This is a genomic window from Actinosynnema sp. NPDC002837 (assembly GCF_040295345.1).
In the GTDB taxonomy this organism is placed as follows: domain Bacteria; phylum Actinomycetota; class Actinomycetes; order Mycobacteriales; family Pseudonocardiaceae; genus Actinosynnema.
In genome coordinates this window covers 1-14,712 of the sequence record NZ_JBEOVG010000099.1, presented here as the reverse complement: position 1 = coordinate 14,712, position 14,712 = coordinate 1, and the positions used below count along the sequence as shown (strand labels likewise).

The window sequence follows — 14,712 nt, the reverse complement described above, 5'->3', positions numbered from 1 at the left end:
GAGGCGGGGGCCGCGGCGACGGCCGGTCAGCCGAGTTGCTGCCAGTCGCTGATGGCGCCGCCGGAGGTGGTCTGCGCCGCACCGGAAACACCACCGGCCGAGTTCGTCACGTACACCGCGAGCAGGCCGTTCGAGGCGAGCAGGGCGTCCGCGTCGCTCGCCACGCCACCGCTGCCACCGATCGTGAACCACCCGCCGAACGCCGCACCCGGCGCGCTCTGACCGGCGGCGAGGATCGTGCCGTTGACGCCGCGCACGTAGAGCCCGATCGTGCCGTTGCCGAACTGGACGACGTCGGGCCGGCCCACGAAGCCGCTGCCGCTGAGTTGCTGCCAGTCACCGATGGAGCCGCCCGGTGTGGTCTGCTCGGCGCCCGAGACACCACCCGCCGAGTTCGTCACGTACACCGCGACCAGGCCCGAGGACGTCACCACGGCCGTCGGGTCGCTCGCGACGCCCCCGCTGCCGCCGATCGTGAACCACCCGCCGAACGCGGCGCCCGGCGCGCTCTGACCCGTCGCCACCACGGTCCCCGCCGTCGTCCGGGCGTAGAGGCCGAGCGTCCCGTTGCCGAACACCACCGCGGCCGGCTTCCCGACCAGACCGCTGCCGCCCAACATCACCCAGTCGCCGATCGCACCACCCGGCACCGTCTGCGCCGCACCCGAAACACCACCGGACCCGTTCGCCACGTACACCGCGACCAGACCCGACGGGGTCACCACGGCCGTCGGGTCGCTCGCGACCCCGCCGCTGCCGCCGATCGTGAACCACCCGCCGAACGCGGCACCCGGAGCGCTCTGCCCCGTCGCCATCACCCGACCGTCCACGGTCCGGACGTAAAGACCGATCGTCCCGTTGCCGAACAGCAGAGCAGCCGGCTTGCCCACGAACCCACCACCGGTCGTCAGACGCTCCCACGGACCGAACGCCGCACCCACCGAAGCCTGGCTCGTGCCCCACACATTTCCGTCCGACCGCACCGAGTACAGCGCCAACGCGCCGTTCCCGGTCACCAGCGGGGTCGGCGAGGAGGGGATGGCCGCGTAGGTGGCGGCCTCGTTGAGCAGCGTCCGCGCCGTGCTCTCCGCCGCGTCGTACCGATCCGGGCAGCACGACCGCTGGACGCTGTCGGCGAGCCGCCCGGCCGTCAGCCCGGGGTTGCGCCGGTCGCTGTCGATCGCCCTGGTGAAGAAGGTGTTGGCGGCGTACTCGACGTTGAGGATCTGCTCGGCCGTGCCCCAGCCCATGCTGGGCCGCTGCTGGAAGACGCCGAGGGAGTCCAGGTCGCCGCAGTTCAGGTTGTTCATGTGCGACTCGACCCACCCGGCCTCGAAGCCGGCGAGCATGACCTTGTCGTTCACCCCGAGGCGCTTGCCGACCGAGTAGACCGTCTTCGTGACGTTCAGGTCGCGACCCGGAAGTGGCATGGGGCATTCGGACTCCGCCGCCGTCCCGACCGGGTTCACCACCACGATCGCCCCCATTGCCGCAGCGGCCAGAATCGTGGCCCGGGCGTGCTTGATGAGCGTTTTCATGCGATTGTTCCCCTTGTCCGCGTCAACGCTCAGCCGAGCTGCTGCCAGTCGCTGATGGAACCGCCGGAGGTGGTCTGCGCCGCACCCGAAACACCACCGGCCGAATTCGTCACGTAAACCGCGAGCAGGCCGTTCGAGGCGAGCAGAGCCGTCGGATCACTCGCCACACCGCCGCTGCCGCCGATCGTGAACCACCCACCGAACGCGGCACCCGGCGCGCTCTGACCCGTCGCCACCACGGTCCCCGCCGTCGTCCGGGCATAGAGACCGATCGTCCCGTTGCCGAACACCACCGCCGCCGGCCTGCCGACCAGGCCGCTGCCGCCCAACATCACCCAGTCGCCGATGGCACCGCCCGGCGCGGTCTGCGCCGCACCCGAAACACCACCCGAACCATTCGTCACGTACACCGCGACCAGGCCCGACGGGGTCAGCACGGCCGTCGGATCACCCGCCACACCACCACTGCCACCGATCGTGAACCACCCACCGAACGCGGCACCCGGCGCACTCTGACCCGTCGCCATCACCCGACCATCCGCGGTCCGGACGTAAAGACCGATCGTCCCGTTGCCGAACACCACCGCCGCCGGCTTCCCGACCACGCCGCTGCCGCCCAACATCACCCAGTCGCCGATGGCACCGCCCGGCACGGTCTGCGCCGCACCCGAAACACCACCCGAACCATTCGCCACATAGACCGCGACCAGGCCCGACGGGGTCAGCACAGCCGTCGGATCACCCGCCACACCACCACTGCCACCGATCGTGAACCACCCACCGAACGCGGCACCCGGCGCACTCTGACCCGTCGCCATCACCCGACCGTCCACGGTCCGGACGTAAAGACCGATCGTCCCGTTGCCGAACAGCAGGGCAGCGGGCTTGCCCACGAACCCACCACCGGTGGTCAAGCGCTCCCACGGACCGAACGCCGCCCCCACCGAAGCCTGGCTCGTGCCCCACACGTTCCCGTCCGACCGCACCGAGTACAGCGCCAACGCGCCGTTCCCGGTCACCAGCGGGGTGGGCTGGCCGGCGCCGGCCTCGTCCTCCACGATCCGGTGGTAGCGGTAGGGCAGGTAGCCGGCGCCGCCGTTGAAGTAGGGGTACGGGATCGTCCGCCGCACGGTGTAACCGGGGCTGCCGGCCTGCTCGATGCCCAGGTACGAGGTGCGGGCGGCGTCCGCCCAGCGCTCGAAGAGCACCACGTGCCCCGCCGCGCCGGCGGTGCCCGGTCCGCCCTTCATCACGATGTCGCCGGGCTTGAGGTCGTCCTTCGCGATCTGGCTGCTGTAGTCGACCAGCGTCACCGTCGACTCGCTGCGGGACATCTTCCACGCCATCGACACGAAGCCGGAGCAGTCGGTTCTGTAGCCGCCCTCGTACGCCGCCATGTCGTACGGGACCGGGCCGCCGTTTCTGGCTGTCAACCAGGAATGGGCCCGGGTGATCACCTCGGTGCGGGTGATCGGCGCGTCGACGGCGGCGATGCTCAGGTTCACGGTCACCTCGCCCTGCGGGTTGACCGCGTCCTTCGCCGGTGACGCCGACGCGCCGGTGGCACCCAATGCGGAAACGAGCAGCACGCTCATCGCCGCACCGATACTGGCCAGGAACTTCACCTTCACGATTTCCTCCTCGGACTTGCTTGCCGAGAAGCTTCGCGAAGCGTGCTCAAAGGAACCTGAAAACGTCTTTTCAGGATGTTTGAAGGTGTTCCACCGGGGGTACGGCCTGCCGACGTGGCTCGTGCGCCTCGCGGCTGCCGTGCTCGCTGAAGATCGCCAGCGCCTCCGCCCACGCCGCGTCGGCCTCGTCGGGTTGGTCGAGCGCTTCGCGCGCCGCCGCCAGGTCGCGCAACGTCCGCGCCCGCCAGACCGGCAGGCCGAACGAGTCCCACCAGTGCAGCGAGCGCTCCAGGTAGCTCTTCGCCATCTGGGGACGGCCCGCGGCCAGTTCCAGCTCGCCGAGCGTGCGCAGCACCAGCGCCTGGCCGAAGCCGTCCTGCATCTCGACGCAGACGCTCAAGCACTCCAACAACTTCGCCCGTGCGACCGTGCCCGTGCCCTGCCGGATGCGTGCCTTGATCAGCGCCTGGGTGGCGTAGGCCCACATCAGGCGGTCGCCCAGCCCGTGCAGCAGCTCCACCGCGCCGGCGCAGCACTCGGCCGCCTCCGCCCAGCGCCCCGCGGCGCGGTGCACGATGCCGACCGAGCGCAGCGCGATCGCCTCGCCGCGGCGGTCGCCGATCTCGCGGTACACCGCCAGCGTCCGCTCGCACGCGGCAAGACCGGCTTCGAGATCGCCCTGTTCGGTCAGCACCCGGCCCAGCCCGTGCGTCGCCTGTGCCACGAGCGCGGGCTCGCGCAGCACCGACAGCGCCGCTTCCAACGACCTCCGCGCCGTCCCGAGCTCGCCCCGCTCGCGCTGCACGGTGCTCAGCGCCAGCAAGGTCGTCGCCTCACCCTGCTCGTCGCCGCCGCGCCGGTACCCGTCGAGCGCCTCGCGGTAGTAGGACTCGGCCTCGTCGAAGCGGTCCTGCTCGTAGCGCAGCCAGCCCAGCCCCGACAGCAGTCGCGCCTCGGCCGCGCGATCGCCCACCCGGCGTGCCGCCGCCAACGCCGCCGAGTGGGTGCGCCACCACTGCCCGAAGAGGTTGCGCACCGAGAAGCGCGACGCGCACAGGGCGGCGGCGAGCCTGCTGGCGACGTCGGTGAGGTCGAGTTCGCTGACCCGTTCGACCACGCTGACCAGCCCCGCCTGCTCGGCGTCGAACCACACTTCCGGATCGGCCACGACGTCCGCCGCGTCCGGGTCGAAGTAGCGCGGGTCGAGGACGATCGGCACACCGTCGAAGGTGGCGTGCGGCATGAGGCTGCCGGCCAGTTCGACCAGGCTCAGCCACGCACGGGCGGCACGCGTGCACACCGCCCTGATCTCGGCGGGCGTTTCCTCCGCCTCACCGCGTTCCCGGGCGAACGCCCTGGTCAGCTCGTGCATCCGGTAGCGCAGCGTCGCGCCGTCGTCGGTGGAGTCCAGGTCGAGCAGCTGCGAGTCGACCAAGCGCTCGACCACCTCCTCCGCCTCCTGCGGGCCGCAGTCGAGCAACGGCGCCACCAGCCAGCCGCCGAACGCGGAGACGTCCAGCAGCCCGAGCCTGCGCAGGGCGGTGCGCTCCCGGTCGGCCAGCCCGTCGTAGCTCAGGGCCAGGCTGCCGCGCACCTCGAGGTCGCCGAGCGTCAGCTCCTGCAGGACGCGCCGCTGCACGCCGAGGCGTTCGACCAGGCGGGCCAGGCGCCAGTGGGGCCGGGCGGCCAGTCGGGCGCCGGCGATGCGCAGCGCCAGCGGCAGCCTGCCGCAGAGGCGGACGATCTCCTCGGCCGACTCCGGCTCGGCGGCCACCCGGTCATCGCCCACCACGCGGTCGAGCAGTTCCAGCGCTTCGGCCTCCGGGAACACGCTCAGGTCCAGTTGCACGGCGCCGCTCAAGGCGCTCAGGCGCTCGCGGCTGGTCACCAGGACCGCGCACGTCCCGCCGCCGGGCAGCAGCGGGCGGATCTGGCGTTCGTCGCGGGCGTCGTCCAGCACGATCAGCACCCGGCGATCGGCCACGAGGGTGCGGTAGAGCTGGGCGCGCTCCTCGGGGTCGGCCGGGATCGCGGCGTCGGCCACGTTCAGCGCGCGCAGGAACCCGGCCAGCACCTCGACCGGGTCGGCGGGCACGGTCTGGACGCCGCGCAGGTTGGCGTAGAGCTGGCCGTCGCCGAAGTGCTCGCGGACCGCGTGCGCGACGTGCGCGGCCAGCGTCGACTTGCCCGCGCCGGGTTGGCCGGAGATCGCGCACAGCCGCACCGCCGACGTGCCGGTGGTCAACCGGGCGACCAGGCGGTCGTGCTCGGCCGACCGCCCGGTGAAGTCGGCGATGTCGAACGGCAACTGGCTCGGGGTCGGCGACTTGCGCGCCTCGACGGGCGGCGCGTCGGGCTCGCCGCGCAGCACGCGCTCGTGCGTGGCCCGCAGCGCCGCGCCCGGTTCCACGCCGAGCTCGTCCAGCAGGACCCGCCTGCCCTCCTGGTAGCACGCCAGCGCGTCCGCCTGCCTGCCCGCTTGGTGCAGCGCGAGCATCAGCTGGCTGCGCAGCCGTTCGCGCAGGGGGTTCTCGGCGACGGCCGCGCTCAGCTCGGGGACCAGCGACTCGCCGCGGCCGATGGCCAGGTCCGCGTCGAAGCGGTCCTCCAGCGCGCCGAGCTTCAGCTCCTCCAGCCGGGCGCGCTCACCCTCGGCCCACGTGCCCTGCGTGCCGCCCAACGGCGTGCCGCGCCAGGCGCTCAGGGCCTCGGCGAAGCAGGTCGCGGCCTCCTCCAGGTCACCCTCGGCCAGCGCTCGACGACCCTCGTCCACCTCCGCGGTGAACACGTGCAGGTCGACCTGGTCGAGGTCGACGGCCAGCCGGTACCCGCCGCCGGACCGGGACAGCACGTCGCCCAGCGCCCGGCGCAACGTGGACACGTAGGTGTAGACGGCGGAACGCGACTGGTCCGGCGGCTGGTCGCCCCACATCGCGTCGACCAGCTGCTCCAGCGACACCACCCGGCCCGCGTGCACGGCCAGCAGCGCGAGGAGCGTCTTCGGCTTCGGTCCCCCGACCGACACCGAGCTGCCCCCGACATGAGCCTCGACCGGTCCCAAAAGCCTGAACTCCACCCGGTGCCCCCCGTGATCCAACAACGGCGGTCAGGGTATCCGCGCTACCTGCGAGTTGCACCCGATCAAGCGACCGGTCAGACCAGCAGCGGCAGCATGGAGTGGCGGCGGCGGACGACCGCGCCGAAGCGGGCGTCGATGCGCAGCCACGCGTCGGTGGCGGTGATGCGGACGTCGTCGCCGCCCAGGAAACCCATGCCGGACAAGGCGAACAGGCACCGCATCGGCACCTTCACGTCCAGGCCCGAGCCGCTCACCGTGATCACGGTCTGGTCCAGCAGCGAGGCGGGCGGGGTGCCGCGCGGGCCCGCGTTCTCCCGGGCCACCTCGACGCCCTTCTCGGCCAGTTCCGACACGACGCTGCCGGGCAGCCGGTCGACCGGGAGCCAGCCCGCCACCGGCGGCAGCGCCGAGCGCCACATCATGTCGCGCGCCGGGCCGGGGTCGACGGTCTCGCTGCGCACCACGGCCAGCCCGGTGAGCAGGTCGGTGCCGGACACGGTGACGTCGCCCGGCGTGATCTGCCCGGCCACCGTGCGGGTGGCCAGGGTGTCGAACGGGGTCGCGACCCACGCGTCCACCAGGTCGCCGGACGGGCGGTTGCGCAGCCGCACGACCGCCTGGGCGTCCAGGCGGACGGCACGGGCGACGAACGCGCCGAGGTCGTCCCGCTCGGCGGGATCGGCGAGGACCAGCTCAGGCACCATTACCTCCGGCACGCCAGCCCGCGAGGAAATCGCGCTCGGCTTCGAGGAGACGGCGCGGGCGTCCGGCCGTCAGGTTGTACGGGACCATGAGGGTCTCGGCCGTCGTGACGACGGCGCTGCCCTCCTGGCGACCGCCGCGGACCGTGTAGTCCAACGTGAAGGACGCGGACTTCAATTCCCGCACGGACATCTCCACCACGATCTCGCCGCCGGTGAACACCACCGGCGCGAGGTAGTCCACCACGAGCCGGGCGACGACCATGCCGTGCGACATCTCCGGCACACCGTGCCGGGCGGCCTCGGTGAACAGCAGGTCGATGCGCGCCTCTTCCAGCAAGGTCACCGTGTTGGCGTGGTTGACGTGGCCGAAGGCGTCCATGTCCGACCAGCGCGGGCGCACGCCCGTGACGAACACACCCAAGTTGAACGCGCCTCCCGGTCTTCGATGCGTGGCAGTGACCTTATCCACGTGCTACGCCCAGGTTAAGCGCACGTCCAGGTCGAGGAATCGCCCCAGGTCGGCGACCTCGTCGGCGAGGTCGGGGCGCTCGCCGAACGGCCGCACGGTGACCAGGGCGCCGTCCCGCCGCCAGACAGCGACGACGCGGCCGTCCACGACGACGTGCGGGGTGAGGAAACCGCCGCCGGTCTGCACGAGCGGGGCGTGCTCGGGGGCGAGCGCCAGGGAGCGGTCGCGGTAGCCGAGCAGGTAGGGGTCGAAGTGGCCGAGCACCCGGACCGCGCCGGTCGGTTCGGCCGGGTCGTCGGCCACCTCGGGCAGGTCCCCGAGCCGCCGCTTGGGCAGGCCGCTCCAGGCGGCGAAGTCGTCGGGCGTGGCCGGGCCGTAGGCACGCCGGTAGCGCCGCCACAGCTCGTCCACGCCGCGGGGTTCGCAGTCGACGCGCAGGAGGCGGTAGGTGTCGTCCAGACCTCGGCACAGCACGCCCGAGTGCGCGGCGAACGCCAGCAGGTGGGCGGGCGCCTGGGACTTCGGGTCGAGGGCGATGCCGACCTCGGCGAGGCGGCGCACGAGTTCGGCGCGTTCCAGCGGCTCGGTCAGGACTTCGCGGAGCGCGGGTAGCGCGCGCTCGCACAGTTCATCGGTGAGGCCGAGTTGCTCGCGGCGACGTCGTCCGGCGGCGATGAAGGTCGAGCCGAGGAGGTTCACGACCCACAGGTCGTCCTGGTGGAGCAGGTGGAGGGTGCCGCGCATGGCCCACGTGCGCACCAGAGGGCCGTCCAGGGACCTCACGCCCCGGGCGCGTGCCGCGAGCCGTGCCGCCGGGACGTCCTGGGCTTGGAGGGCGAAGATCGAGGTGAGGAGGTCCGCGGCGGTGGAGGCGGGGTGCGAGAGGCGTTGGGCCCGCACCCGTTGAGCGAGGATCCGCGGCGCGGGCACGGTCATCTGGGGCGGGCGCCCGTCGAGCCGCGCACGACCAGTTCCGGCTGGAACACGAACTCCGCGTGCGTGCCCGAGAAGGAGCTCACCGACGTGCCGCCGATCTCCTCCAGCAACGCGTGCACGGCGGCCTGCCCCATCGCCTCGACCGGCTGGCGGATCGTGGTCAGCGGCGGGTCGGCGAACACGATCAGCGGCGAGTCGTCGAAGCCGACGACGGACACGTCGCGCGGCACGTCCAAGCCCCGGTGGCGGGCCGCGCGGATCGCGCCGAACGCCATCAGGTCGCTGCCGCACACGATCGCCGTGCAGCCGCGGTCCAGCAGGGCGTTGGCCGCGGCCTGGCCGCCCTCGACCGTGAACAGGGAGTGCTCGACCAGGTCGGAGGCCTGCGGGCGGACGAGCGTGAAGCCCTCGACCATGCGCAGCGCGGGGACGAACCGCGGCGGACCGACGGCCAGGCCGATCATCTCGTGCCCGAGTTCGACCAGGTGGGTGACGGCCAGCCGGACCGCGGCGCGGTTGTCCACCGAGACGAACGGCGCGGACACCTGGTCGGTGTAGCCGTTGATCATCACGAACGGCACGCCGCGACCGGCCAGCTTGACGTACCGGTCCTTGTCGGCGGTCGTGTCGGCGTGCAGGCCGGACACGAAGACGATCCCGGTGACGCCCCGGTCGACCAGCATCTCGGTCAGCTGGTCCTCGGTCGAGCCGCCGGGCGTCTGCGTGCACAGCACCGGCGTGTAGCCGTCGCGGGTCAGCACCTGCTCTATGACCTGCGCGAACGCCGGGAAGATCGGGTTGTTCAACTCGGGGGTGATCAACCCGATCAACCCGGCGCTGCGCTGGCGGAGCCTGGGCGGGCGCTCGTAGCCGAGCACGTCCATCGCGGCGACCACGGCCTGGCGGGTGGTGGCCGAGACCCCTGGCTTGCCGTTGACCACTCGGCTGACCGTCGCCTCGCTCACGCCTGCCTGGGTCGCGATGTCACTGAGCCGCGCTGTCACACCGGGTGACTCTACGGGCGCGAGAGCCACACGGTCGTGTCCGGCGGCACGAGGACGTCCGCGTCTTCGGTCGCGTGGCCACCCGAGGCGAGCAGCACCTCGCCGGCGGCGGGCAGACGTGCCACGTCAGGGCCGAAGTTGACCACGCAGGTGAAGGCGCCGCGGCGGAACGACAGCACGCCTTCGGGCGCGTCGAGCCACTCCACGTCCGTACCCGCGCCGAGGTCCGGGTGCTCCCGTCGCACGCGCAGCGCGCTGCGGTACAGCTCCAGCACGGAGTTCGGGTCGCCGAGCTGGCTCGCCACGCTGAGGTCGGCCCACGCGGCGGGCTGCGGCAGCCACGAGCCGCCGTCGCCGAAGCCGAACGACGGGCCGTCCGCCGTCCACGGGATCGGCACGCGGCAGCCGTCACGGCCCCGGTCGGTGTGGCCGGACCGCTCCCACACCGGGTCCTGGAGGACGTCCTCGGGCAGGTCGAGCACCTCGGGCAGGCCCAGTTCCTCGCCCTGGTAGACGTACGCGCTGCCGGGCAGGGCGAGCATGAGCATCGCGGCGGCACGGGCGCGCGCCACGCTGCCGTACCGCGTCACGTGCCGCTGCACGTCGTGGTTGGACAGCACCCACGTCGTCGGCGCGGCGACCGGCCTCATCGCGGCCAGCGAGTCGTCGATGACCTGCTTGAGGTCGGCGGCGGTCCACTCGGCGGTCAGGTAGTGGAAGTTGAACGCCTGGTGCAGCTCGTCGGGGCGCAGGTAGCGGGCGGTGCGCTCGGGGCTCGGCGTCCACGCCTCGGCCACGCCGATCCGGTTGCCCGGGTAGGAGTCGAGCACCTTGCGCCAGTCGCGGTAGATCTCGTGGACGCCGTCCTGGTCGAAGAACGGCAGCGCCTCCGTGCCCAGCAGCTTGAGGTGACCGGGCGTGCCGACGTCGGGCAGGCCGTCGGCCTTGACCATGCCGTGCGCGACGTCGATGCGGAAGCCGTCCACACCGAGGTCGAGCCAGAACCGCAGCACGTCGAGGAACTCGTCGCGCACCTCGGGCTGGTCCCAGTTCAGGTCCGGCTGCTCGGGCGCGAACAGGTGCAGGTACCACTGGCCGTCGGCGGTCCTGGTCCACGCGGGGCCGCCGAAGACCGATTCCCAGTCGTTGGGCGGCTGCTCCCCGTCGCGGCCGTCGCGGAAGTGGTAGCGCGCGCGTTCCGGGGAGCCCGGCGCCGAGGCGAGGGCCTGCCGGAACCACGCGTGCCGGTCGCTGGTGTGGTTCGGGACCAGGTCGACGATCACCCGGATGCCGAGCGCGTGCGCGTCCTCGACGAGGGCCTTGGCGTCGTCGTTGGTGCCGAACAGCGGGTCGACGGTCCGGTAGTCGGCGACGTCGTAGCCGCCGTCGGCCATCGGCGAGGAGTAGAACGGCGTGATCCAGACGGCGTCCACGCCGAGGTCGGCCAGGTAGGGCAGCCGGGAGCGGATGCCGGGGAGGTCACCGACGCCGTCGCCGTCCGAGTCGGCGAAGCTGCGCACGTAGACCTGGTAGATGACGGCATCGCGCCACCAGTCCTGCGTCATGGGGTGTCCTTCCGGATCGGTTCCGCCGGAGGGCAATGAAATACTTTGCAAGTGTTTTCAGCAAGTCTGGCAGCTGGTATGACCTAGAGCACATCCCTGCCAGCTAGGAGACATCGTGGTTTCCTCAAGTCGACGCGCCTTGGGCGCGATAGCCGTACTCCTGTTCAGCCTTTTGGCGGTTCCGCAAAGTTTTGCAACGCCGCCGTCCGCGAAGGACGTGACCGCGACCCTGTTCCAGTGGCCGTTCGCGCGGGTCGCCAGTGAGTGCACGAACGTGCTCGGGCCGAAGGGCTACGGGTTCGTGGAGGTCTCGCCGGCCACCGAGCACATCCAGGGCTCCCAGTGGTGGACCTCGTACCAGCCGGTCAGCTACCGCATCGCCGGGCGGCTGGGTGACGAGGCCGCGTTCCGGAACATGGTGAACACCTGCCACGCGGCGGGCGTGAAGGTCATCGCGGACGCGGTGATCAACCACATGAGCGCGGGCTCCGGCACGGGCACCGGCGGCTCGTCGTACACGAAGTACAACTACCCCGGCATCTACAGCGACCCGGACTTCCACTCCTGCCGGTCGCACATCAGCGACTACCGCAACCGCGAGAACGTGCAGAACTGCGAGCTCGTCGGGCTGTCGGACCTGAACACGGGCAGCGACTACGTGCGCGGGAAGATCGCGTCGTACCTGAACTCGCTGATCGCGATGGGCGTCGACGGGTTCCGGATCGACGCGGCCAAGCACATGCCTGCGGCCGACCTGGCCGCGATCAAGTCGCGGCTGAGCAACCCGGGCGTCTTCTGGGTGCACGAGGTGATCTACGGCGCCGGCGAGGCCGTGCAGCCCGGCGAGTACACCGGGTCGGGCGACGTGGACGAGTTCCGGTACGCCTACGACCTCAAGCGGATCTTCAACAACGAGAACCTGGCGTACCTGAGCACGTTCGGGCAGTCGTGGGGCTACCTGGCGAGCGGTCAGGCGCGGTCGTTCGTGGACAACTGGGACACCGAGCGCAACGGGTCGACGTTGACCTACAAGGACGGGTCCACCTACACGCTGGCGAACGTGTTCATGCTGGCGTGGCCCTACGGTTCGCCGAACGTGTACTCGGGCTACGAGTTCGCCAACCACGACGCCGGGCCGCCGTCCGGGTCGGAGTGCTACACGTCCGGGTGGAAGTGCCAGCACCGGTGGACGCAGATCGCGTCGATGGTGCAGTTCCGCAACACCGTGGCCGGGACGTCGGTCGTGAACTGGTGGGACAACGGCGGCGACGCCATCGCGTTCGGGCGGGGCAACAAGGGCTTCGTCGCGATCAACCGGGAGTCGTCGGCGATGACGCGGACGTTCCAGACCTCGCTGCCCGCCGGGTCGTACTGCAACGTGCAGCAGGAGGGGTGCGTCGCGGTCGCGGTGGGGTCGAACGGCCAGTTCACCGCGACGTTGGGCGCGGGTGAGGCGCTGGCCCTGCACGTCGGCGCGACCGGCGTGGGCAACCCGCCGGCCGGGACGACGTCGTTCGCGGTGAACGCCACGACGTCGTTGGGGCAGAACATCTTCGTGGTCGGCGACCACCCGTCGCTGGGCGCGTGGAACCCGGCCGCGGCGGTGGCGCTGTCGTCGGCGACCTACCCGACGTGGCGGGGGTCGGTGTCGCTGCCGGCGGGGACGTCGTTCCAGTACAAGTACGTCCGGAAGGACGGCGGTGGCGCGGTGACGTGGGAGAGCGGGGCGAACCGGACCGCCACGTCGCCGGTGACGTTGTCGGACACCTGGCGGAACTAGCGCCGCGACCCTGGCCGGGGGCGTGCTTCGCGGGCGTCCCCCGCCAGGGTTCAGGCGACGCGCGTGGTGGTGATCAGGCCGTCTTCCAGGGCGCGTTGGTAGAGCTCGACGGTGGTGCCCGCGGCGCGGCCTGCGGCCCGGTACTTGCCGCGGATGCGCTCCAGGTAGGTCTTCACCGTGCCCTCCGAGACGCCCAGCGACCGCGCGACCGCGCGACGGGTGCGGCCCTTCGCGATCCCCAGCAGCACCTCGACCTCGCGGTGGGACAGCAGCGGCCGCCGGACCGGTCGGGCCAGCAGGGCGTCCTGGGCCAGGTGACGGGTGAGGTAGTGCTCGCCGACGGCCACCGCCACCACCGCCTCCAGCAGGTCCGACAGCGGAGCGCGCTTGGAGACGTAGCCCCTCGCGCCCGCGTCCAGGGCGGCGCGGACGGACGTCGGCGACTCGTCGGCGCTGTGCACGATCACCCGGACGCCGAGACCGCACAGGGCGCCGACCTCGGTGGTGCGGTGCAGCAGCACCACCGGCGGCGGAGGGGTCGGCAGGTCGACGACCGACCGCACGGCCGCGACAACCCTGATCCGCCGGGTGGGCTGGTGCTCCAGCCAGAGCGCCGCCCCGTCGCGGTACATGGAGTGGTCGTCGACCAGCCCCAACTCGATCGGCCCGGAGCCGTCCGGCATGCTCTCCTCCACCACCGTCGCTGTCACCCCTGTTCGACGCACGAGAACGCCCGTGGTTGTGCCCGTCGAACGGCGGACACGCCGCGCGGGCCGAACCGGCGACTGTGCGCGACCGGCGTTCGCACGCACCCTCGGTCCCACCTACGGACCAAGGGGAGAACATGCGAAGACTCGGGAACGCTTTAGCGGTCGCACTCGTCGCGGCGACGGTCGCCCTCGCCGAAGGCACCGCGAGCGCCGACACCGGACCGGTGCGCGGCGCCGGCTACGTGTGGGCGGACAACCCGGCCGCGGCGGCGTACACGCCGGCGCCGGGCTACCAGATGAACACCACGGGCATCACGACGCGGAACACGATCACCAGGATCAGCGCGGGCCGGTACTCGGTGCGGTTCACCGGGTTGGGCGTCCTCGGCGGGGTCGCGCACGCCACCGCGTACGGCGCCGGCACGCACACGTGCAAGGTCGAGGGCTGGTCGCCCTCCGGCGACGACCAGAACGTCGTGGTCCGCTGCTTCACGCTCGCCGGCGTGCCGGTCGACTCCCGGTTCACCGCGAGCTTCACCAGCAACAAGTACTGGCACGGCTGGGAGTACGGCCGCACCTACCCGGGCGCCTACCTCTACCACGGCGACCCGACCAGCCCGAACACCACGCCGTCGACGCTGTACCAGTACAACTCCGCGGGCGGCGTCAACACGGTCTCCCGCGTCGGCGTCGGCACCTACTCGGCGTTCCTGCCCGGCATCGGCCACGCCGTGACGGGCGGGCACGCCCTGGTGACCGCGTACGGCTCGGCGGCCGAGCGGTGCAAGGTGGTCAACTTCGGCTGGACGTCGCCGTCCACCACGATCAAGGTCAACGTCCGGTGCTTCACGGCCGCGGGCGCGCCGGCGGACTCCCGGTTCGTGCTGACCTTCACCGACCGCACCAACACGCTCGGCCTGGACGGCTGCTGCAACCCGAACGGCCACCAGTCCGGGTACGCGCTCGCCAACGACCCCACCGCGGCTTCCTACTCACCGAGCGCGTCCTACCAGCACGAGGTGCCGTCGGGCGGCGCGACCGCGGCCCGTTCGGCGACGGGCAACTACACGATGCGGTTCACCCACGCCGACCTGACGACGGGCACCGTGCACGTGGCCGCCACCGGCTGGACCGCGGAGTTCTGCAAGATCGCCTACTGGAACCCGACCAGCGGCATCAACGTCCGCTGCTACGACACCGCGGGCGCACCCGCGGACGCGCCGTACGACCTCGACTACACCGGCCCCTGGCTCCTGGGCTGAGACCGCCGGTCGGGCGCCTTTGGGGGCGCCCGAC

11 protein-coding genes are annotated in these 14,712 nt (G+C 71.9%); 2 read left to right on the top strand and 9 right to left on the bottom strand.

The window, feature by feature from the left end:
- Positions 1–26 precede the first annotated feature (26 nt).
- From ABTZ99_RS38295 to ABTZ99_RS38260, 8 genes are all read right to left on the bottom strand, one after another.
- Positions 27–1,430, bottom strand: a complete 1,404-nt coding sequence (locus ABTZ99_RS38295) for a DUF8189 domain-containing protein (RefSeq protein WP_499617983.1) — start codon at positions 1,428–1,430, stop codon at positions 27–29.
- 137 nt (positions 1,431–1,567) lie between these two features.
- Complete coding sequence (locus ABTZ99_RS38290) at positions 1,568–3,169, bottom strand: DUF8189 domain-containing protein (protein WP_499617982.1); 1,602 nt, start codon at positions 3,167–3,169, stop codon at positions 1,568–1,570.
- A 70-nt stretch (positions 3,170–3,239) separates the two neighbouring features.
- Positions 3,240–6,194 (bottom strand): AfsR/SARP family transcriptional regulator, encoded by a 2,955-nt coding sequence (locus tag ABTZ99_RS38285; protein WP_499617981.1) that lies wholly within the window; start codon positions 6,192–6,194, stop codon positions 3,240–3,242.
- Between the two features lie 128 nt (positions 6,195–6,322).
- Positions 6,323–6,949 carry a DUF8010 domain-containing protein gene (locus ABTZ99_RS38280; protein ID WP_498786100.1) on the bottom strand — a complete coding sequence of 209 codons (627 nt, stop codon included), beginning with the start codon at positions 6,947–6,949 and terminating at the stop codon, positions 6,323–6,325.
- Positions 6,942–7,373: an acyl-CoA thioesterase gene (locus ABTZ99_RS38275; RefSeq protein ID WP_498786102.1), complete on the bottom strand. Its 432-nt coding sequence runs from the start codon at positions 7,371–7,373 to the stop codon at positions 6,942–6,944. The genes ABTZ99_RS38280 and ABTZ99_RS38275 overlap by 8 nt, the downstream gene beginning before the upstream one ends.
- A 51-nt stretch (positions 7,374–7,424) precedes the next feature.
- The gene (locus ABTZ99_RS38270; protein ID WP_499617980.1) at positions 7,425–8,357 is read right to left on the bottom strand and encodes a DNA glycosylase AlkZ-like family protein; all 933 of its coding nucleotides are present in this window, start codon (positions 8,355–8,357) and stop codon (positions 7,425–7,427) included.
- Complete coding sequence (locus ABTZ99_RS38265) at positions 8,354–9,361, bottom strand: LacI family DNA-binding transcriptional regulator (RefSeq protein ID WP_499617979.1); 1,008 nt, start codon at positions 9,359–9,361, stop codon at positions 8,354–8,356. The genes ABTZ99_RS38270 and ABTZ99_RS38265 overlap by 4 nt, the downstream gene beginning before the upstream one ends.
- 11 nt (positions 9,362–9,372) lie before the next feature.
- Positions 9,373–10,926 (bottom strand): glycoside hydrolase family 13 protein, encoded by a 1,554-nt coding sequence (locus ABTZ99_RS38260; RefSeq protein ID WP_498786108.1) that lies wholly within the window; start codon positions 10,924–10,926, stop codon positions 9,373–9,375.
- Between the two features lie 217 nt (positions 10,927–11,143).
- Here ABTZ99_RS38260 and ABTZ99_RS38255 point away from each other — a divergent pair, with 217 nt between their 5' ends.
- On the top strand, positions 11,144–12,706 hold the full coding sequence (locus ABTZ99_RS38255; protein ID WP_498786110.1) for a carbohydrate-binding module family 20 domain-containing protein: 1,563 nt from the start codon (positions 11,144–11,146) through the stop codon (positions 12,704–12,706).
- A 50-nt stretch (positions 12,707–12,756) separates the two neighbouring features.
- Here ABTZ99_RS38255 and ABTZ99_RS38250 read toward each other — a convergent pair whose 3' ends face one another.
- Positions 12,757–13,416 (bottom strand): response regulator transcription factor, encoded by a 660-nt coding sequence (locus tag ABTZ99_RS38250; RefSeq protein ID WP_498786112.1) that lies wholly within the window; start codon positions 13,414–13,416, stop codon positions 12,757–12,759.
- Positions 13,417–13,550: 134 nt separating this feature from the next.
- Here ABTZ99_RS38250 and ABTZ99_RS38245 point away from each other — a divergent pair, with 134 nt between their 5' ends.
- On the top strand, positions 13,551–14,678 hold the full coding sequence (locus tag ABTZ99_RS38245; protein ID WP_499617978.1) for a hypothetical protein: 1,128 nt from the start codon (positions 13,551–13,553) through the stop codon (positions 14,676–14,678).
- Positions 14,679–14,712: the final 34 nt, after the last annotated feature.

Excerpts from the sequence above, each read along its gene's own strand:
- ABTZ99_RS38260 (WP_498786108.1), bottom strand. The coding sequence starts at position 10,926 with ATGACGCAGGACTGGTGGCGCGATGCCGTCATCTACCAGGTCTACGTG.
- ABTZ99_RS38270 (WP_499617980.1), bottom strand. The coding sequence starts at position 8,357 with ATGACCGTGCCCGCGCCGCGGATCCTCGCTCAACGGGTGCGGGCCCAA.
- ABTZ99_RS38295 (WP_499617983.1), bottom strand. The coding sequence starts at position 1,430 with ATGCCACTTCCGGGTCGCGACCTGAACGTCACGAAGACGGTCTACTCG.
- ABTZ99_RS38245 (WP_499617978.1), top strand. The coding sequence starts at position 13,551 with ATGCGAAGACTCGGGAACGCTTTAGCGGTCGCACTCGTCGCGGCGACG.